The organism is Soehngenia sp. (assembly GCF_055108775.1).
Genome location: NZ_JBSQIL010000030.1, coordinates 1 through 20,823 on the forward strand (window position 1 = coordinate 1; position 20,823 = coordinate 20,823).

General features: G+C 30.0%; 19 protein-coding genes, 1 other RNA gene and 1 riboswitch. Of the genes, 19 read left to right on the forward strand and 1 reads right to left on the reverse strand.

Annotation, left to right across the window (positions count from 1 at the left end; all coding sequences use genetic code 11):
- The 10 genes from glyS to ACTB1H_RS05325 all read left to right on the forward strand — a co-directional run.
- Positions 1–923 (forward strand): glycine--tRNA ligase subunit beta (glyS, locus tag ACTB1H_RS05280; RefSeq protein ID WP_463261789.1); only part of this gene is annotated, 923 nt, incomplete at its 5' end.
- A gap of 120 nt (positions 924–1,043) precedes the next feature.
- Positions 1,044–2,060, forward strand: coding sequence for a deoxyguanosinetriphosphate triphosphohydrolase (locus ACTB1H_RS05285; protein WP_463261790.1), 1,017 nt, complete (start codon positions 1,044–1,046; stop codon positions 2,058–2,060).
- A 15-nt stretch (positions 2,061–2,075) separates the two neighbouring features.
- Complete coding sequence (dnaG, locus tag ACTB1H_RS05290; RefSeq protein WP_463261791.1) at positions 2,076–3,863, forward strand: DNA primase; 1,788 nt, start codon at positions 2,076–2,078, stop codon at positions 3,861–3,863.
- Entirely contained in the window at positions 3,848–5,008 is a 1,161-nt protein-coding gene (gene rpoD, locus ACTB1H_RS05295; RefSeq protein ID WP_463261792.1) for an RNA polymerase sigma factor RpoD, read from the forward strand. The genes dnaG and rpoD overlap by 16 nt, the downstream gene beginning before the upstream one ends.
- A gap of 38 nt (positions 5,009–5,046) precedes the next feature.
- Positions 5,047–5,739, forward strand: a complete 693-nt coding sequence (locus ACTB1H_RS05300) for a tRNA (adenine(22)-N(1))-methyltransferase (RefSeq protein ID WP_463261793.1) — start codon at positions 5,047–5,049, stop codon at positions 5,737–5,739.
- A complete protein-coding gene (locus tag ACTB1H_RS05305; RefSeq protein ID WP_463261794.1) occupies positions 5,730–6,836 on the forward strand; it encodes a Nif3-like dinuclear metal center hexameric protein in 1,107 nt (368 codons plus the stop codon). The genes ACTB1H_RS05300 and ACTB1H_RS05305 overlap by 10 nt, the downstream gene beginning before the upstream one ends.
- An 11-nt stretch (positions 6,837–6,847) precedes the next feature.
- Positions 6,848–7,561 (forward strand): zinc ribbon domain-containing protein, encoded by a 714-nt coding sequence (locus ACTB1H_RS05310; RefSeq protein ID WP_463261795.1) that lies wholly within the window; start codon positions 6,848–6,850, stop codon positions 7,559–7,561.
- A 69-nt stretch (positions 7,562–7,630) separates the two neighbouring features.
- Positions 7,631–7,963: RNase P RNA component class A (gene rnpB / locus ACTB1H_RS05315), an RNA gene on the forward strand.
- 158 nt (positions 7,964–8,121) lie between these two features.
- Positions 8,122–9,156 (forward strand): C40 family peptidase, encoded by a 1,035-nt coding sequence (locus ACTB1H_RS05320; protein ID WP_463261796.1) that lies wholly within the window; start codon positions 8,122–8,124, stop codon positions 9,154–9,156.
- A 45-nt stretch (positions 9,157–9,201) separates the two neighbouring features.
- Complete coding sequence (locus ACTB1H_RS05325) at positions 9,202–10,059, forward strand: bifunctional 5,10-methylenetetrahydrofolate dehydrogenase/5,10-methenyltetrahydrofolate cyclohydrolase (protein ID WP_463261797.1); 858 nt, start codon at positions 9,202–9,204, stop codon at positions 10,057–10,059.
- 17 nt (positions 10,060–10,076) lie between these two features.
- On the opposite strand, the gene ACTB1H_RS05330 is transcribed toward ACTB1H_RS05325, so the two are convergent.
- Positions 10,077–12,911: a penicillin-binding protein 1A gene (locus ACTB1H_RS05330; RefSeq protein ID WP_463261798.1), complete on the reverse strand. Its 2,835-nt coding sequence runs from the start codon at positions 12,909–12,911 to the stop codon at positions 10,077–10,079.
- Between the two features lie 155 nt (positions 12,912–13,066).
- Between ACTB1H_RS05330 and hflX the strand changes: the two genes are divergently transcribed.
- From hflX to aroA, 9 genes are all read left to right on the forward strand, one after another.
- Positions 13,067–14,161 carry a GTPase HflX gene (gene hflX, locus ACTB1H_RS05335; RefSeq protein WP_463261799.1) on the forward strand — a complete coding sequence of 365 codons (1,095 nt, stop codon included), beginning with the start codon at positions 13,067–13,069 and terminating at the stop codon, positions 14,159–14,161.
- A 31-nt stretch (positions 14,162–14,192) separates the two neighbouring features.
- The gene (locus ACTB1H_RS05340; protein ID WP_463261800.1) at positions 14,193–14,837 is read left to right on the forward strand and encodes an IMPACT family protein; all 645 of its coding nucleotides are present in this window, start codon (positions 14,193–14,195) and stop codon (positions 14,835–14,837) included.
- A gap of 36 nt (positions 14,838–14,873) precedes the next feature.
- Entirely contained in the window at positions 14,874–15,278 is a 405-nt protein-coding gene (locus ACTB1H_RS05345) for a CoA-binding protein (RefSeq protein WP_463261801.1), read from the forward strand.
- Positions 15,279–15,303: 25 nt separating this feature from the next.
- Entirely contained in the window at positions 15,304–16,035 is a 732-nt protein-coding gene (gene nadE / locus ACTB1H_RS05350) for an NAD(+) synthase (protein ID WP_463261802.1), read from the forward strand.
- 51 nt (positions 16,036–16,086) lie between these two features.
- Positions 16,087–16,824 carry a YebC/PmpR family DNA-binding transcriptional regulator gene (locus ACTB1H_RS05355; RefSeq protein ID WP_463261803.1) on the forward strand — a complete coding sequence of 246 codons (738 nt, stop codon included), beginning with the start codon at positions 16,087–16,089 and terminating at the stop codon, positions 16,822–16,824.
- Positions 16,825–16,838: 14 nt separating this feature from the next.
- Positions 16,839–17,516 (forward strand): TIGR01906 family membrane protein, encoded by a 678-nt coding sequence (locus ACTB1H_RS05360; protein ID WP_463261804.1) that lies wholly within the window; start codon positions 16,839–16,841, stop codon positions 17,514–17,516.
- A gap of 34 nt (positions 17,517–17,550) precedes the next feature.
- Positions 17,551–17,642, forward strand: a riboswitch (THF riboswitch).
- Between the two features lie 55 nt (positions 17,643–17,697).
- Complete coding sequence (locus ACTB1H_RS05365; protein ID WP_463261805.1) at positions 17,698–18,252, forward strand: folate family ECF transporter S component; 555 nt, start codon at positions 17,698–17,700, stop codon at positions 18,250–18,252.
- Positions 18,253–18,303: 51 nt separating this feature from the next.
- Positions 18,304–19,434: a chorismate synthase gene (aroC, locus tag ACTB1H_RS05370; RefSeq protein WP_463261807.1), complete on the forward strand. Its 1,131-nt coding sequence runs from the start codon at positions 18,304–18,306 to the stop codon at positions 19,432–19,434.
- Positions 19,435–19,438: 4 nt separating this feature from the next.
- Positions 19,439–20,716 carry a 3-phosphoshikimate 1-carboxyvinyltransferase gene (gene aroA / locus ACTB1H_RS05375; protein ID WP_463261806.1) on the forward strand — a complete coding sequence of 426 codons (1,278 nt, stop codon included), beginning with the start codon at positions 19,439–19,441 and terminating at the stop codon, positions 20,714–20,716.
- Positions 20,717–20,823 lie beyond the last annotated feature (107 nt).

Sequence of the window (20,823 nt, forward strand, 5' to 3'; positions counted from 1 at the left end):
AGAATGTTTTAAGAGCTAGTTATCTTTCTAAGGCTGATTTAGTAACCAAAATGGTAACCGAATTTACGGAACTTCAAGGAAAAATGGGCATGGAGTATGCTGAAAAATCTGGTGAGAACAAGATAGTAAGCCAAGCAATTTTTGAACAATATTTGCCAAGATTCTCACAAGATATTTTGCCATCGACAACAGCAGGTGCAATAGTATCGATAGCTGACAAATTAGATTCAATATGTGGGTTATTTGCTATAGGTATCCAACCTACTGGTTCACAGGATCCATTCGGACTAAGAAGAGGAGCACTTGGAATTATAAACATAATAATCGATAAAAAGTTAAATATGTCTTTGAAAGACTTAATTGACTTTTCCCTTTATATTTATATAGAGGAGAACAATTTAGCTTGTGATTTTAATAAAGTAAGAAAAGAAATAGTTGACTTTTTTATGGCTAGAATTAAAAATATGCTGACAGATCAAAAAATCAGACATGATGTTGTAGATGCTGTTATATCTACAGGAACTGACAATATTTATGATATTGTCATAAGAGCAAATAAGATTATTAAATGGCTAGAAATGGATAAGTCAGCAGAAACAATTGCATCATTTGACAGATTGACTGTATTATCTGAAAAAGCAATTTCTTCAAATGTAGTTAGAAATCTGCTTTCGAAAGAAGAAATTGAATTATATGATGCCTATAACAGAATAGAAGATAAATTTTATACATTGATTAATAAAAAAGAATATGATAATGCTTTAGTTCTACTAAGTAGTCTTTCTGATGTGATAAATAATTATTTAGATAATGTAATGGTAATGGTTGAGGATGAAAACATAAGAAATAATAGATTAGCTTTGATTAAGTTAATAAGGGATATGAGTTTAAATATTTGTGATTTATCTCTTATTCAAATATAAAAATAAAGTAAAAATAGGAGTGTTCGCTTTGAGCACTCTTTTTATTAAAATAAACAAGGATTTAATATTACTAGTTTAGAATATATAATATATTGAGTTATTAATAGAAAGGAGATAAAAATGAATATTAGACAAAGAACTGAAGAAGAAGAAAAAACAAGATTATCTCCTTTTGCTCAATTAAGCCTAAACAGCAAAGGAAGAGAGAAAGCTGAGATCAAATGTGAAATACGAACAGATTATCAACGTGATAGAGACAGAATAATTCATTCAAAAGCATTTAGAAGATTGAAACATAAAACTCAGGTATTTATAGCACCTGAAGGTGATCACTACAGAACTAGGCTCACTCATACACTAGAAGTTTCTCAAATTGCTAGAACTATAGCAAGAGCATTAAAGCTAAACGAAGATTTAGTTGAAGCTATTTCATTAGCTCACGATTTGGGGCATACACCATTCGGGCATACAGGAGAAAAAGTATTAGACAATTTGCATCCTAATGGTTTTAAACATAACATTCAAAGCTTAAGGGTTGTTGATTTATTGGAATATCATGAAAATAGACCGGGACTGAATTTGACATTTGAGGTGAGAGAGGGTATAATTAATCACTCTGGAGAAAATGTTTCATCAACATTGGAAGGACAACTTGTAAAATATGCTGATAGAATAGCTTACATCAATCATGACATAGATGATGCAATTAGAGCAGGTGTGATTAGTAGTAAAATGTTGCCAAGTGATTGTGTAAAAATATTAGGGGATACTCATTCAAAAAGAATTAACACATTAATAACTAATATAATTATGAGTAGTTCAGGCCAAAATGTGATTAAGATGAGCGATGAAGTTAGAATTCAAATGGAGAATTTAAGAAATTTTATGTTTGAAAATGTATATTACAATAAAAAAGCTAAAAAAGAAGACGATAAAGCAGAGTATGTAGTAGAACAAGTTTACAATTATTATTTCAAACATTTCGATAAATTACCAGAAGATACTATGCTAATTTATAAAGACACTTTAGCAACAAAAGAAGACATAATTTGTGATTATATAGCAGGGATGACAGACAGATTTATAGTTAATATTTTTATGGATTTGTTTGTACCAAAAGCCTGGGATAAGATATGAAAATGGTGGTATTAAATGGTGCTTCTTGATGATAATGTAGTTGATAAAATAAAAGAAGAAGTTGATATTGTTGAGTTGATTGGGAGTTATGTTCAATTAAAAAAGACTGGCGTGAATTATTCTGGTCTTTGCCCTTTTCATTCTGAAAAGACACCTTCATTTATAGTTTCGCCTATTAAGAAATTGTATCACTGTTTCGGTTGTGGAGAAGGTGGAGATGTAATAGGTTTTATTATGAAGAGGGAAAACCTAGATTTTATTTCTGCTATTAAGTTTCTATCAGATAAATATAATATTGAAGTTGGTATTAAAGATAATGAGCTAGGTAATAGTTTAAAGAAAAGAATATTTGACATAAACGCTATTAGTAGTGAATTTTTTCACAAAAATTTATTGCAAAATAAGCATGCCCAAGAATATTTATATAATAGAAAAATAAACTTAAAAATTGCAAAAGAATTTAATATAGGTTTTGCATTAGATTCTTGGGATTCTTTGGTTAAATATTTAAAGGAAAAAGGAATAAGTGAAGAAGAGATAGTAAGGGCTGGATTAGCTAGTAGAAGGAAAAATGGGAATGGATATGTCGATAGATTTAGAAATAGGATTATTTTTCCTATTTTTGATGTCAAATCAAGAATCATAGGGTTTGGAGGTAGAGTCCTAGATAATTCATTACCTAAATATTTAAATTCTCCAGACTCAATAGTTTTTAGCAAAAGGAATCATTTATATGGATTAAATAATTTCATAAAATCTTCAGTTCGAAATAGGATTATCTTGGTTGAAGGCTATATGGATGTAATTTCTTTACAAAGCAAAGGAATTACTGGTGCTGTAGCGAGCTTAGGAACTGCTCTGACAGTTGAACAATCAAAATTATTAAAGAATTATAGTTCTGAGATATACATATGTTATGACTCTGATGAGGCTGGAGAAAGAGCTACATCTAAAGCAATTGAAATACTAACAAGAATCGGAGTAGAACCAAAAGTTATTATTTTACCAACAGGAAATGACCCTGATGATTTTATCAATAAAAATGGAATTGATGAATTTGAAAATCTTATCAATAATGCTTTATCTTTCGTTGAATTTAAAATACAAAATGTTGAGAAAAAATTCGATATTACCAAAGAAAACCAAAAAATATTATTTTTACAAGAAGTTGCTAAAATTTTAGCTGATTTGAAATCTTCAGTAGCTAGAGAAATATATATACAAAAATATTCTGATAGATATAATGTATCAAAAGAATCCATTACAAGAGAAATGGGTATAAATATATCGAAAGAACCTAAAAAAACTTTAGTTAAGAAAGAGAAAACAACATATATTAAAGCGGAATTGGAAGCAATATCATTACTATTACTCAATAACGAAGAGACTAAAAAGTTATTGGATTATTTAGATGAAGATCATTTTCAAGATTTCTATTGCAAATTATGTTTTACCACATTAAAAAATAGGATAAATAATTCAATGAATATTTCGCCTCAAGACATTTTAACAGATCTTTCAGATTATGTTGATTATAGACCAATGATAGAAAAAATATTATTTAGAGAGACAAACTTTGATATTAGCAAATTAGACGAAATAATTACAGATGTTATAAACAATTTAGAGTTAAATAAGCTCATTGCTAGAAGAGAAAAACTGATAAAAAAAATAAAGGAAGCTGAAAATGATGAGAAATACAATGAAGAAATTATTAAACTTACTATGGAAGTAGCTCAACTTAATAAAGAAATAGCTCTGATTAACAGAAATGGGGAGGAAGTAAGTTGGACGAAAAAATAAAGGATAATAAAAATAATTTAACTAGCAAACAGATTGCTGAAAACAATTTAATTAAAAAAGGCAAAAAATATGGTTTGCTTACAGATAAGGAAATTTTTGATACACTAGAAAGTATTGAATTAGAGCCTGAGGAAATTGATGAATTCTATCAAAAGTTAGAAGAATTAAATATAGATATAATAGAAGAAAAGGAAGATATAGAAGTTGAAGATATAATTCGAGATCCTGAAGATATGATAACAGATATTGCAATAGATGATGTTGAAAGTGAAGTTGATGATGACATTAAAGGGGATATAACTTTACCTAAAGGCGTAACTGTCGATGATCCAGTTAGAATGTATTTAAAAGAAATAGGCAAAATTCCACTATTGTCAACTGAAGAAGAAATTGAACTTGCAATGAGAATGGAAAATGGGGACGAAGAAGCTAAGAGGAAACTTGCAGAAGCAAACTTAAGATTAGTAGTTAGTATTGCTAAAAAATATGTAGGTAGAGGTATGCTTTTTTTAGATTTGATACAAGAAGGTAATCTAGGGTTAATGAAAGCAGTAGAGAAGTTTGAATATAAAAAAGGTTTCAAATTTAGCACTTATGCTACTTGGTGGATTAGGCAAGCAATAACAAGAGCAATAGCAGATCAAGCAAGAACTATAAGAATACCTGTTCATATGGTAGAAACTATAAATAAATTAGTCAGGATACAAAGACAATTAGTGATGGAATTAGGTAGAGACCCAACACCTGAAGAAATCGCAGTTGAGATGGAAATGGATGTTGAGAAAGTTAGAGAAATAATGAAAATAGCTCAAGAGCCAGTTTCTTTAGAAACACCAATAGGGGAAGAAGAAGACAGCCATTTAGGAGATTTCATACCTGATGAAGAAATACTTGCACCAGCTGATGCAGCTACTTTTACAATGTTAAAAGAACAGTTAATGGAAGTTCTAGATAGTTTAACACCTAGAGAACAAAAAGTATTAAAATTAAGATTTGGTCTTGAAGATGGCAGAGCAAGAACTTTAGAAGAAGTAGGAAAAGAGTTTGATGTAACACGCGAGAGAATTAGACAAATAGAAGCTAAAGCTTTGAGAAAATTAAGACATCCTAGTAGAAGTAAAAAATTAAAAGATTTTTTAGAATAAGATTCGTTTACCGAATCTTATTTTTGAAAGGAGAAATAATGAAATTATCAAAAAGACTTCAATCTCTAATAAATTATGTGCCTCAAAATTCGATTGTTGCTGATATTGGAACTGATCATGGATATGTACCTTGTGCTTTAATTGAAAATGGAATTTCTAAATATGTTATTGCAACAGATGTGAGCCAAAATTCTTTATCAAAGACAACTGAACTGATAGACACAAAGCTTTTTAAAGATAAGATAACAACGAGAGTAGGAAACGGTTTAGAGCCAATCAAACCATTTGAGGTGGACACAGTTATTATAGCAGGGATGGGAGGGACTCTAATTTCTGAAATACTTAATCAAAATCTAAAGAAAGCCGACACATACATTAATTTTATTTTGCAACCTATGGTTGCTTCAACTGAGTTGAGAATTTTCTTAAACAATAATGGATTTGAAATTATTGATGAGGATTTGGTTGAAGAAGACGACTTTATTTATGAAATCATTTTTGCTAAAAGAGGGCTTGAATTTATTGGTGATGATATTTATTTTGAAATAAGTAATAAATTAATAAATAAAAAACACCATCTGTTAGAAAAATTTATATCAAAAAAAATTGAACAGTGTATTGATGTTAAAAAGGAATTAGAGGATCATTTATACTCTCAAAAGGCAAATGAAAGATATGACGAGATAGAGCACAAAATATTAAAATATAAGGAGGTGCTTAAATGCTTGTAAGAGACGTAATCGAGGTAGTAGAAAAATTTGCCCCATTATTTTTAGCGGAAGAATGGGATAACTCTGGACTTCAAATTGGAAATTTAGACACAAAAGTAAAAAAAATATTGCTAAGCCTTGATTTAACAGAGGAAGTAGTAAATAAAGCTATAGAAGATGGTTACGAATTAATAATAACACATCATCCATTTTTATTTAATCCAATAAAGTTGTTGGAATTAAACACTTCCAAAGGGAGATTAATAGAAAAAATAATAAAAAATGATCTTAATATATATTCTGCTCATACTAATTTAGATCTAGCAAAAGGTGGAGTAAATGATGTACTGGCAACTCTATTAGAATTGAAGGAAACATCTATATTAAGTCCAATTTGCGATAATTCTTTATATAAGATAGCTGTTTATGTTCCAAAAACTCATGAACAAAGCATATTAGATGCATTGTCAAAAGCTGGAGCAGGAGCTATTGGGAATTATAGTGATTGTAGCTTTGCTGTAAATGGAATTGGAAGATTTAAACCTAAACTAGGAAGCAATCCATTTATTGGAGAGCTCAATAAGATTGAACAAGTTGAAGAAGTTAAAGTTGAAGCAATTGCAACTAAGGATATTTTAGACAATGTAATAACAGAGATAAAGAAAGCGCATCCTTATGAAGAGGTTGCTTTAGATGTATTTAAATTAGAAAATTATAATTTTCAATTTGGATATGGAAAGATAGGGAATATTGAACAAATGCAACTTAGAGAATTTATTGAATTAATAAAAATAAAGTTGGATACTGACAAATTACTAGTTTACTCAATTAAAGATGATGAATTTCCTATTTCTAAGGTGGCAGTATGTGGAGGTAGTGGAAGTGATTTTATTACCTTAGCTAAAAAAAACGGAGCCGATTTGTATATAACTTCAGACATTAAATATCATGATGCTCAACTAGCTAATGAATTAGATCTAATATTAATAGATGCAGGACATTTTTTTACTGAAATTCCAGTGATGTATAAATTAAAAGAATTAATATTGGAAAACTTTAAAGAAGAAATAGAATGTACAGTATATAGGGATTATTGCTATTGTAGCAATATTTTATGAGGTGATAAACCGTGAGTGATTTAGATTTAATATATGAGTTAGACATAATTTACAACGAAATAACAATAAAAGAAAAAGAATTAGAAAGACTAAACAATAGATTGGAAATAAATAAAACAGAGGAAGAAAAGAAAAGATATATAATTGAATTAGACAATTTGAATAATTTACTTAATGATAAGCACAGCATATTAAGGAAAAAAGAAAATGAACTAAAAGACTATAAATATAAGCTTAATAATTTAAAAGATAGCTATGAAAAAACAAATGTAAAAGATACTAAACAGTATGAATATTTTATTAGTTCTATAAACAATTTAGAAAATAAAATCGATTTGTTAGAATCAGAAATTTTAGAGTTAATGATTAGTGAGGATAAAATTAGTAATAACATTATTAGAGTAAAAGAAAAAATCAAAGAAATATCCGATGAAATTGTCAACTTATATGATGCTAACTATGCTAATGTAGATATATTAAAAAAAGAAATAGAAGCTTTACAAAAAGAAGTTTTAGAGATACGCAAAAAAATATCTATAAGTAAATTATCTGAATATGAAAAAATTAAATATAGAAAAAAAAGAGCAGTAGCAGAAGTTAAAGATAAAGCATGTACTTCTTGTGGTATGATCCTGCCAACTTCTTATATAGATTTTTTGAAAAAAAGTGATGATATAATAGTTTGCGAAAATTGTGGAAGCATTCTATATATAAACAAAGAATAAAATTACAATCAAAATATTGATATAATTATAATATTTATTTAGCTATCAATCTATGATATAATAAATAAAAGAGTAAGTTGTATGGTCGCATGCAATAGCATGAGGAAAGTCCGTGCTCCATAGAGCAAGGTGCTGGGTAATACCCAGTGGGGGTGACCCTAAGGAAAGTGCAACAGAAAGAAACCGCCACAATGGCAAGGGTGGAAAGGCGAGGTAAGAGCTCACCAGCATTTAGGTGACTAAATGGCTATGTAAACCCCATCTGGAGCAAGACCAAGAAGGAGCTTAAGAAGATAGTTGCTCGCTATCGCTCCAAAGGTAGGTCGCTTGAGCACATTGGTGACAATGTGCCTAGATAGATGACCATATAAACAGAACACGGCTTATAGACTTACTCATCACGTGAACCTATTAAGGGAGTACCTTAATAGGTTCTAATTTTTTAGAAAATTTAAAATCACAAAAATTGTAATCGTTTTGTAATAATTTTATTGTATAATCAACCACAGTGATTTATAATATAGCTAATAGGGCAAAATGCCAGACAAGGGGTGTGGATGTTGAAAAGTAGATTAATTAATACATTTATTTTAGCGTTGTTTGTTTTTATTTTGAGTGTAGGGTTTAAAGATGCAGGAATATTTGTTACAGACTATACTGTTAAAATTGATGATAAGGTTGTTGAAAAATTTAAAGATGGTGAAGAAATAGTTTTAGCAAAAGAAAATAAAGATAGCTTTCAAGTTATAAAAGGTGATTCCACTTATTTAATTCCCAAAAACGCAATGATAAGAACTACAAGAGGAACAAATGAGTATAAAACTATCGCTGAAACTAAAGTATATGCTGATGCATCCTATGACTCCAAAGTGATAACAACTCTTAAGGAAGGAACGATTGTAAGTCTAGAGAAAACAAACAAAGAGTTCGGTTATTTTACATATGCTAAGGATAAGGCTGGATTCATTGACTTTTCATCATTACAAAGAATTGAAAAACAAAATATTACTTATGGATACGCAAAAGAAGATAAAGTAATTAGCAGCAATGGCAAATATCTAGCTTTGATTAAAAACGAAAAAGTTTCAATTATAGATTATAAAGATGGGAAATATATAATTACAGATAATAAAGGGAATGAATTTACTGTTGGCAAAACTTTGATTGGATTATATGAAACTCTTGAAGATATTAGCAGAGGTGCAACAAGAACAGCAAGTGATGATATAACAGATATTATAAATGCTGCACATAGCCTAATTGGAAAGCCTTATGTATATGGGGCTACTGGACCAAATAGTTTTGATTGCTCAGGTTTTACTTATTCATTATATAGAAATGTATTAAATATAACCATACCTAGGTCATCAATAAACCAAGCTAATGCAGGGATTAAAGTAAACAAATTTGATCTAAGACCTGGAGATTTAGTATTTTTTAATACTGTTGGTAGAAATATCTCTCATGTAGGATTATATATTGGAGATGGTAAGATGATCCATGCATCGTCAGGGAGAAAAATGGTAACTATAGATAATATTTTTTCAGGATGGTACAGTGGAAGATATGTTACAGCTAGAAGAATAATAAAATAAGTGCTTTTAATTAAGCACTTTTATTTATGGGAAAGAGGTGTTATTTTGGGATTTATTATAGATGGTAAAATCATAGCAAGAAGTATCAAAGAGGATATAAAAGAACAAGTAAATTCTTTAAGAGAGAATAAGTATATTCCAAAACTAGCTATTGTTAGAATAGGCGATAATTCTAGTGATATCTCATATGAGAAAAGCATAGTAAAGGCTTGTGCTGATGTAAATATTGAAACTGAAAAAATCACATTAGATAATGATATAGATACGACTAAGCTACAAAATATAATAAAATTATTGAATGATAGAGATGATATAACTGGGATAATTGTTTTCAGACCATTTCCATCTAATATAGACGAAAGCTTAATTAGAAATACTATAGATATAGATAAAGATGTGGACTGTATGCATCCTATTAATTTAGAGAGGATATTTGAAGGTGATTATACTGGATTTACTCCTAGCACGTCAAAAGCTGCACTATTAGCTTTAATTAAGAGTGGGGTTGAATTAGAGGGCAAGAAAATTGCTATAATTAATAGGTCTATGGTTGTTGGTAAGCCATTAGCTATGATGTTATTATCTAATAATGCAACTGTTACAATTTGTCATTCAAAGACTAAGGACTTAAAGTCAATAACGAGGAGCTCAGATATTGTAATAACTGCCTTAGGAAGAGCTAAATATTTAGATAAAGATTATTTCAACAAAGATTCTATAGTCATAGATGTTGGAGTAAGCTTAGACTCTGATGGCAAAATATCTGGAGATGTTGATTTCTCAGACGTTTTGGATAACGTAAAGATGCTAACCCCTGTGCCTGGAGGAGTTGGGAGTATTACAACCTGTGTTTTGCTTGAAAACACAATAAAAGCAGCTTTAAAACAAAGGACCTTGATTTAAAATCAAGGTCCTTTGTTTTAAGGATTTTCTCCTTCGACAGGAGTCTCGTTATTATTTCCTCCATTCCCATTTGGATTTTCAGGATCGAAAGGAATGATAGGAGAATCCGGTTCCTCAATAGGAGGTAATATTATTGTTGATTCATTATGATCTGTGCATATTTCAGTAGGAGCTTCATAATCAAAATCAAGAGGAACTATTCCATTATTATCAGCAGGATTATAAGGCGGATTACGTCTTATAAATACCCTTGTCGCTAAATTTTCTTCAGGACAAAACTCGTTAGCAATCTTACCATTAGTTGTATCTATTGTTAATTCTACATGTGTTTCACAAATTGAAGTTGGTTCTGTCCCTCTTACAAAATACTCGTCTCTAATTGTTCCTCTAGGATCCTTATGGCAATGTTCAGAAGGCAGCAATCCAGATTGTGTACAAATTGTCTGTGTAACTATTCCTTCAGGCACTGGATAACTCATTTTGCTTTCTAACCCCTCATGAATAACGGTATTAATATGTTTCCAAAGAGTTGCCACTGTTGAACTGCCTTTAGATAGTGTTATTTTAGGAGTATCATTACCTATCCAAGTCCCTGTAACATAATATGGCGTATAACCTACAAACCATATATCTGCTTGATTTTGAGTAGTACCAGTTTTACCAGCTACAACCATATTTGGCATTTTTGCTCTTGAAGCAAGACCGTTTGATACAGTAGTTCTTAGGATATCACCCATTATAAATGCAACTTGTTCTGAGGTGATACGGGTTTCTTCTGGAACATTATCAATTAGAATATTTCCATTTTTATCTAGAACTTTGGTGAATGATATAGGTTCAACATATACACCTTTATTAGCTATAGCACCATAACCTGCAGTTAATTCCAATGGAGTAAGACCATTGCTCATTCCTCCTAATCCTAAAGCTGCTAGGTTTTCATCGTTTATGTTTGGATTATCTTTTGCTCTAATTATACTATCATTAATATTAAGTTTATCTAAGAATTCTAAAGAAGTGTTTATGCCGATGTCTTGTAAAACTTTTACTGCATTTACATTAACTGACTGCTCAACACTTTTTCTTAATGTGTGAAGACCTCTATACCCGGAATACCAGTTTTTAGGCCAAATTTCTCCACTTGAATTATAAAATGGGATATCATCAATTACACTTGCTGCTGTATACGATGAATTAAGCGCTGGCCAATATACAGATAGTGGTTTTATAGCAGAACCTGGCTGCCTCTTTGAATCAGTGGCTCTATTCAAAATACGTGAACCTTTAACATCTCTGCCACCGACTACCGCTTTTATATGTCCAGTTTTGTAATCTATAGTTATCGTGGCTGATTGAGGTTGAACAATTCCTTCTTTTTGCACATAATAGTATTTATTATTTAATATTAAGTTGTCATCAATTATTTGATAAAAATCACTTTTGCTATCTAGATAAGACTTATCAATTATAATTTTACCATTTTCAACCTTGTAATTATCTTCATCCAACATAACAGATCCAACAGTGTGGGTAACTAAATTCTTCTTTTCGTCAATAGTGTAAAAATCTGCAATATCAAAGTGTTTTGCATAAGGGGTAACCTTCTTTGAATCTATAATTAAATTCCCGTTTTCAAAAGAATATTCTCCAGATTTTAATATCAAATTATTATCATCATCCATCAGATTACTTTTTTTATAGAAGATTATATTATCATTTGAATCAATAATATCTCCTGACCTATTGCTTGACCAATCTATTAATACAGGATTTTTATAATTTTGAGTATCTCCAAATAATATTTCAACAAAATTATCGTATATGTTTTCTAATTGTCTTTGCATATTCAAATCGATTGTAGAATATATACTTAATCCTCCAGTATACAATAAATCTTGTGCTTGTTCAAATGTAAACCCTTTATCTTCTATCAATTTATCGATTACATCTTTTTTAACCATATCAGTGAAATATGAAGAAATATCATTTAATTTTTTTTGCTCAGGTTTTAGGCTGCTTTTCATATCTTGATTTAAAGCCTCTTCATATTCAGCTTGGCTAATTTTACCAAGTTCAAGCATTTTATTTAAAACTATTCTTTGCCTTTTAACAGATTCTTCATTAAAAACACAAATATATTTTTCTCCTAAGACTTCTATTTCTCCTACTTCGAAGTGTTTCTCAGGGTCAAAATCTTCTGGTTTTACCCTATAATATGGCTGATAGTTAGCAGTGCTTTTAACTATTCCAGCAATCATAGCAGCTTCAGCCAATGTCAATTCTTCAACATCTTTAGAAAAATATGTTCTAGAAGCTTCTTGAACCCCATAGGCATTTTGACCAAAATAGTTTCTATTTAAATAAGCTTCAAGAATCTGATCTTTTGACAAGACTTTCTCTACTTGCAACGCTAAATAAGCTTCTTTAATTTTTCTTGTAATTGAAATGTCGTTATTTAAGTAAACATTTTTAACTAATTGTTGTGTGATTGTACTACCACCACGTAAACTTCCCTTAGTTATATTATCAATTAATGCAGCACCTATTCCTCTTATATCCACACCAGGATGTTCAAAAAACCTTTCATCCTCAATTGCAACAAATGCATCTATTAAATGTTTTGGCATCTTTGTTATGCTTACTACAGTTCTTAATTCCTCAGCTTGTATTTTTTCCACTAAATTTCCTTCTAAATCATATATAGTTGAAGTTTGATTTAAAGATGAAACTATAGTTGTAGGGTCAATCTCAGGAACTTCACTGATTATACCCACAACCCCCATACCTACTACGCCAGTTGTTAGTATGCCCACAAATAACAATGACAATAATATTATTTTAAGAGTTTTCAAACCAAAGCCCTCGCTTTCTTAAAAAATAAAATACAACTTATAATATACCTAGTAATTATAACACAATATTCAATTATATAAAAGTGTTGCCAATATAGTGTATTTATGTAGTATAATGAGATTGTTAATACTAGATTTTAAAGTGAGGATTATTTATGGAAAATACATTATTAGTGGCAGTGGAATTACCTGGAGAAGATATAGAAACATCTCTTGATGAATTGAATGAATTAGTAAAAGCAGCTGGAGGTAAAGTTGTCGCAAGTGTCGTTCAGAAAAGAGATAAAATAGATGCGAAATTTTTTATCGGCAGTGGTAAAGTCGAAGAGATCAAGGATATCTCTAAAAAGACCGATGTTGATTTAATCGTGTTCAATAATGAACTTTCACCTGCACAGTTAAGGAATCTCGAAGAAGCTATTGAAATAAAAATTATTGATAGAACAATGTTAATATTAGACATTTTTTCTAAAAGAGCTGTTACTAAAGAGGGGAAACTACAAGTGGAGTTAGCTCAACTCAAATATATTCTACCTAGATTAACAGGGATGAGAGATTATTTATCGAGAGAAGGAGGAGGAATAGGTACTAGAGGGCCAGGTGAACAAAAGCTTGAAATCGATAGAAGGCATATACAAAAGAAAATAAATACAATTGAAATCAAATTGAAACAGATTGAAAAAGAAAGAGAAATAAAGAGAAATAAAAGGAATTCATCAAATTTACCTGTTGTTGCTTTGGTAGGTTATACAAATTCTGGGAAATCTACTATTCTTAACAACATAATAAGGAAGCACTCTTCTAAAGACAAATCGGTTTATGCAAAAGATATGTTATTTGCTACTTTAGATACAGCACATAGAAAAGCTAGACTGGAAAATGGAGAGGAAGTTATTTTTGTAGATACTGTTGGTTTTGTATCAAATCTACCGACAAAACTTGTTGAAGCATTTAAAAGCACACTAGAAGAAATAAAATATGCTGATCTTTTAGTGCATGTAATAGATATTTCTAATAAAAATATAGATCTACAAATTAAAACAACTATGGATATTATAAAAGATTTAGGAGCAAATCAAATTCCAATAATCAATGTATTTAATAAAACTGATAAAGTCTCAAATAATGATATATTAGTAAATTTGGAAAACATTGGAGAAAAAATATATATATCTGCGTTAGATGACAAAGACATAAGTTACTTATTAAATGTAATAACTGAAAGACTAAAAGACATAAAGTCAATTTAACTTTTATTTATTCATGGTAAGAGGATGATTTATGAAGAACTTAATTTTCAAAACATTATATCAAAATTCAAAAATAGAATTAGATATCAATAAATCTAAATTCATAGCTTCGGCATATCCGGTAAAAAGTCAAATAGAAGCTACTAATAGAATAGAAGAAATTTCAAGGGTTTACCATGATGCAACTCATAATTGCTATGCATACATTATATCTGATGAAACAAATTTATATGAAAAATTTTCCGATGACGGAGAACCGTCAGGAACAGCTGGATTACCAATCCTTCAAACATTAAAAAATAAAAGCTTGATAAATTCTTTAATAATTGTAACTCGTTATTATGGAGGGATAAAACTTGGCAAAGGAGGGTTGGTAAGAGCATATACTAATGCATCCTTGTTGGCAATCGAAAATTCAAAAATTGCAATAATGAAAAAACATTGTATATATAATATAGAAATAAACTATAATTACAAAAATATCATAGATAAAATAATAAAAGATAATAATTTATTCTTAGAAAATGTTATTTACTTGGAAAAAATATCAATGATAATTAATATTGATATGGAAATTGAAGATAAAATAATAAAAAAAATGATAAGTGCAACGAATGGTGAAATAAAATATGAAAAAATAAGCACAACATATAAATCGATTGCGTTTGAATACTAAAAAAATATGGGTATATATTAACTCGAGGTGATTAAGATGAGAGGATATGAAAGCTTAAAGGAACAAATGTTAAATCTTAAAAATTGGGCAGTGGTTGGGGTAACTGCAAAACAAGATAGGTATGGGTATAAAATATGGAAGATACTTCAGGAGCACGGATACAATGTTTATGGAGTAAGCCCTAATTATGAAGAAATAGAAGGGATTAAAATTTATCATACTATAAGTGATATTCCTGATAATATTGATGTCGTAGATATGGTAGTAGCACCAAGAATTAGCATAAATATATTGGATGAAATAAAGCAGAATGGAATAGAACTAGTTTTTTTTCAACCAGGCTCTTATGATGAAGAAGTTTTAAAAAAGGCAGATGAATTAGGTTTGTCATATATAATAGAAGATTGTATTTATGCAACTTTGAAAGCAATGGAAAAATAAATTTATCAGTCAAGGGAGTGAAATAATGAAGGACCCGAATAAGGAAATTGAGGGAATTGTTGAATGGTTAAGAGAAAAAGTAACATCAGCAGGTGCTAAGGGTTTAGTTTTTGGGCTCAGTGGAGGTATAGATTCTTCTGTCATAGCAGGTTTAAGCAAATTAGCTTTTCCTAGCGAATCACTTGGTGTAATAATGCCAATAAATAGCAATGTACAAGATGAAAGCGATGCCCTTTTAGTTGCGAAAACTTTGGATTTAGATACTATAAATATAGATTTAAGTGGAATATACCAAAGTTTTCTTAAGTCATTGCCATTTGAAGGCGAAAATCCGATGGCAAAAGCAAATTTAAAGCCTAGACTTAGAATGATGACTTTATATTTTTTTGCTCAAGAAATGAATTACTTAGTATGTGGTTCAAGCAATAAATCAGAATTGGAAATAGGCTATTTTACGAAATATGGAGATAGTGGTGTTGATTTGTTGCCATTAGCTGATTTTGTAAAATCAGAAATTAAACAACTAGCTGAAGAATTAAAAATTCCAAGGGACATAATTGTTAAAGCTCCTTCAGCTGGATTATGGGAAGGACAAACTGACGAAAAAGAATTAGGATTTAGTTACGATATATTAGACAAATATATCAGAACTGGAGAAGGACCAGAGGAAATAGTTAAAAAAATCAAGGAATTAAACATGAAATCTCAACATAAAAGAGAATTTCCTCCTATTTATAAAAAAATTAGTGAAAATTGATCTCTCTTGTGCTAGAATATATGAGTTAGTGAATAAAAGGAGAGGTGCTATATGTCAGGACATTCTAAGTGGAACAATATTAAAAATAAAAAAGGTAAAGAAGATGCTAGAAAAGGAAAAGTTTTTACTAAACTAGCTAGATACATCATGGTAGCAGCCAAAGAAGGAGGCCCTGATCCAGACTATAATCCTTCCCTTAAAGCAGCTATTGAAAAGGCTAAAGCTGAAAATATGCCTAACGAGAATATCGAAAGAGCCATAAAAAAAGGGACAGGAGAATTAGGTAATCAAGTATTTGAGGAAATAATGTATGAAGGATATGGGCCATCAGGTATAGCCTTAATGGTTAGTTGTTTAACTGATAACAGAAATAGGACTGCATCAGAAGTAAGACATGCTTTTGATAAATTCGGTGGAAACTTAGGACAAACTGGTTCAGTTTCATATTTATTTGATAGGAAAGGAATATTGGCCATAGAAAAAGATGATAACATTGATGAAGATGAGTTGACATTGTTGGCAATAGATTTAGGAGCAGAAGATATATATATAGAAGAAGGCGGATATCAGATAATAACTGACCCTAAAAACTTTTCTAAAGTAGAAGATGGGTTAAAGGAAGCTGGCTATAATTTTATAATGGCTGAAATTTCTTATATCCCTCAAACAACCATAACTTTAACAGATGAAAAAGACATAAAGAATATGAATCGTTTACTTGAAATATTAGAAGATAATGATGATGTTCAGGAAGTCTATCATAACTGGGAGATGCCTGAAGAAGAATAAAAGGGGGATCTCCAATGAAAAAAATAGACTATGTATTATTAGTTATATTGATTATAAGCATTTCTATTTTTGCATTAATTACAGCACTAGAAAACAATGCATATAATTTAGATTATTACATGGGATCCTATTCAAAGAATAATGTATATGAAATAACTAACAAATCATATGATGAGCTAGAAACAATATCTAAGAAGATAATTGAAGTAATAAAAGGCAATGCAGATGCAAATGAACTTGAGCCTTATTTCAATCAAAAAGAAATTCATCATATGAGAGATGTCCAAGGTTTGTTTAACATAGCTAAGATATTGAAACTAATATCAGCTATTTTAATTATTATTTTAATTTTTTATTTTTTGAAAAAAGAAAAAGCAAATATAATGGGTAAATGGATAGGATTAGGGCTAGTGGTTAATTATTTCATTCTATTAATTCTTTTTTTACTAGTTACTACTGATTTTAACAGATACTTCATAAAGTTCCATGAATTATTTTTTAGTAATGACTTATGGATTTTAGATCCAAGTAAAGATTTACTAATCCAATTAATGCCAGAAGCTTTTTTTACTGATATTATCATCAATATTTTAATCAGATTTATTGTATATATTTTGATAGCTCAATTCATAGGTTATATTTTTTATAAAAAAGGCTTATATAATATACCGTCATTTAAAAAGACGAAATGATATTTATTTTTAATAATAAATATAGAAATTACATGACAGAGTAGGTATAGAGCGTTAAGTGCTTGAGGATGGGAAGTTGCTTCAAGACGAAAGATATTTCTGCGATTCTATGCCGCATCCGCTGTCGATTAAAGGCTTTCTTTAGTCGACAGTTACTGTCAACTAAAGAAAGGAGATTTATATGGAAAAGAAAAAAAACAAAATAAGTTTAGCAATAATGGTTAGAGCAGGATTCTTAGTAGCAATATCTATTGTTATGACAAGATTCGCATACGTAATGCTTCCGGTTGCTGGGGTTGGTGCACTTAGAATTAGTTTTGGGGAAGTCCCACTAATGATTTCAGGAGTAATGTTTGGCCCAATGGTAGGCGCATTAACTGGTATAGCAGCAGATTTAATTGGATTTCTAATTAATCCTCAAGGACCATATTATCCAGGGTTTACGATAAGTTCAGCGCTTTGGGGAATTATACCAGGATTATTTGTAATTTATTTCAAGAGCAGGAAAAATGATGAAAACATTTATTCTTTTAATAAAATGTTGATAATTGCTTTTGTAACAACCATTATAGTTTCTGTTTTATTAAATACTTTATGGCTTTCACAATTATTTGGCAGAGGATTTATGGTATTACTACCTACAAGACTTATTGCAAGTATAATAAATATACCAATCTACGCTTTTGTTATTTCTTATCTTATGAAATATTTAAAACAATTTGCAAATTTAGATTAATCAGCAATAGGCTTCCATATGGGAGCCTATTGCTTTAAAGAGGTGAAAAATATGCTGAGATTTTTAACAGCAGGAGAATCTCATGGAGAAAAGTTAATTGGTATTTTAGAGGGGATTCCTTCAAATTTAAAAATAGACGAAAAATTTATTAACCGTGAATTATTAAGAAGAAAAATGGGGTACGGAAGATCTAATAGAATGAAAATAGAATCAGATAAAGTAAAAATATTGTCTGGAATTAATGAATACTATTATACTACTGGAGCACCTCTGGCATTAGAAATTATTAATTTAGGGAAAGAAATACCAAAGGTTGACTATCTAGAGCCAAGACCTGGACATGCAGATTTAGCAGGTCTAATAAAATATAATCAGCCTGATGCTAAATACATAATGGAAAGGGCTTCGGCAAGAGAAACAGCCATGCGAACCACTATTGGAGCCATCTGCAAGTTATTTTTGTCTGAGTTTGGAATTAAAATATATAGTCACGTAATCTCTATAAATGATGTTGAGTCAGGCATAAACTATTATGATTCTTCTTCTGATATAGACTATTCAATAGCTGACAATTCTGTTCTTAGGATGATAGATACTAAAGCAGAAAAAGAGGCAGTAGAAAAGATTAATCTTGCTATTAAAAATGGTTTTACTTTGGGTGGAAAAGTAGAAATTATTGGTACTGGAGTACCTATTGGGTTAGGCTCTCACATACAGTGGGATAAAAGGCTCGATAGTAAAATCGCTCAAAGCATGATGAGCATTCCAGGAATAAAATCAGTTGAAATAGGATTAGGAGAAAAAATAAAAAATTTGTATGGTAATTATGCAAATGATGAAGTGTTTTATGATAAAGTTAGAGGATATTATAGAAAGACCAATTTTTCTGGAGGAATTGAAGGTGGGATGAGCAACGGGGAAGATATTGTTATTCGATTAACTATGAAACCTCTTCCAACTCAGGCTAATCCTTTGAAGACAGTTCATATAAATACAAAAGAAGAAACTTTAGCTTTTTCTCAGAGATCTGACGTTTGCGCTGTTGCTTCAATGTCAATTGTTGCCGAGTCAATGTTGGCAATTTCTTTGTCAGATTCATTTCTGGAAAAGTTTTCTGGGGATTCTTTAGAAGAGACCAAGAAAAATTTTACTAATTATAAAAACTATATTGATAAGAGATGATTTTATGATTATAAACCCAATTAATAGAGTCAACGGTGAGTTAAGAACTCCTCCTGATAAATCAATATCTCATAGGGCAATAATATTGTCTTCTATTTCAAATGGTAACAATAAAATATCTAATTTCCTATTTTCCAAAGATACTTATATGACATTAAATGCTATGAGAAAGTTAGGTATCAACATAGAGACTAATAGCGCAGCAAAAGAAGTTTATGTTCAAGGGAAAGGACTCTATGATTTAAGACCAGCTAATAGAATCTACTGTGGAAACTCAGCTACGACTATGAGACTATTGGCAGGATTATTATCTGGACAAAAATTTTCATCTTATTTATTTGGCGATGATTCATTAAATAGAAGGCCAATGGAAAGAATAAAAAAACCTTTGACTTTGATGGGGGCCAATATAAACTTAACAGACGGACATGCCCCTATATTTATTAGGCCCTCAAATTTAGAAGCGATAAACTATCATATGCAAATACCAAGTGCTCAAGTTAAATCATCTATTTTATTAGCATCATTATACACAAAAGGTATTACAAAAATCCAAGAACCAATTTTGACTAGAAATCATACAGAAATTATGTTAAAATATCTAAATTGCAATATTAGTTCTAAAGAAAAAGAAATTCAAATAACAAATCCTAATACATTAATTTCTAAAGATATATTTGTACCTGGGGATATTTCTTCTGCAGCTTATTTTATAGCATTAGCTCTGATAACAGATGAAAGTAGTTTAATTATTAGAGATGTTGGAGTAAACAAAACTAGAACTCATATTTTAGAATTATGGAAAAAAATGGGTGGCGAGATAGAGATAATCAATAAAAGAAATTTTAATGGAGAAGATGTATCAGATATCGTTGTTAAATCAAGTAAACTAAAAGGGATAGTTTTAAGCGAAGAAGATGTTTCTTTATGTATAGACGAAATACCTATATTAGCTGTAACTGCTGCATTTGCTCAAGGAGAAACTAAAATATATGGGGCGAAAGAACTAAGAGTAAAAGAATCTGACAGGCTATATTTGACTTATACTAATTTAAAAAATATGAAAGCACATGTGGAAATTGATGAAAACAATTTATCGATAATTGGAGGAAATGAAATTTTTGGGTCTGACATAGAAACTCAAAAAGATCACCGAATTGCTATGGCTTTCACAATAGCAAGCCTTAGAGCTGTAGGCTCAAGCGTTATTAAAGACTATTCATCTGTAGAAATAAGCTATCCCAACTTTTACGAAGATTTAAATAAAATAATTGAATATTAACTTTTAATTGTTTATTTAAACTTGTATAATAATTATATAACAAACAGACTCTGTAAACTAAACATGAAAAAATAGCACAATGTTTTACAAAATTGTATTAAATTAGA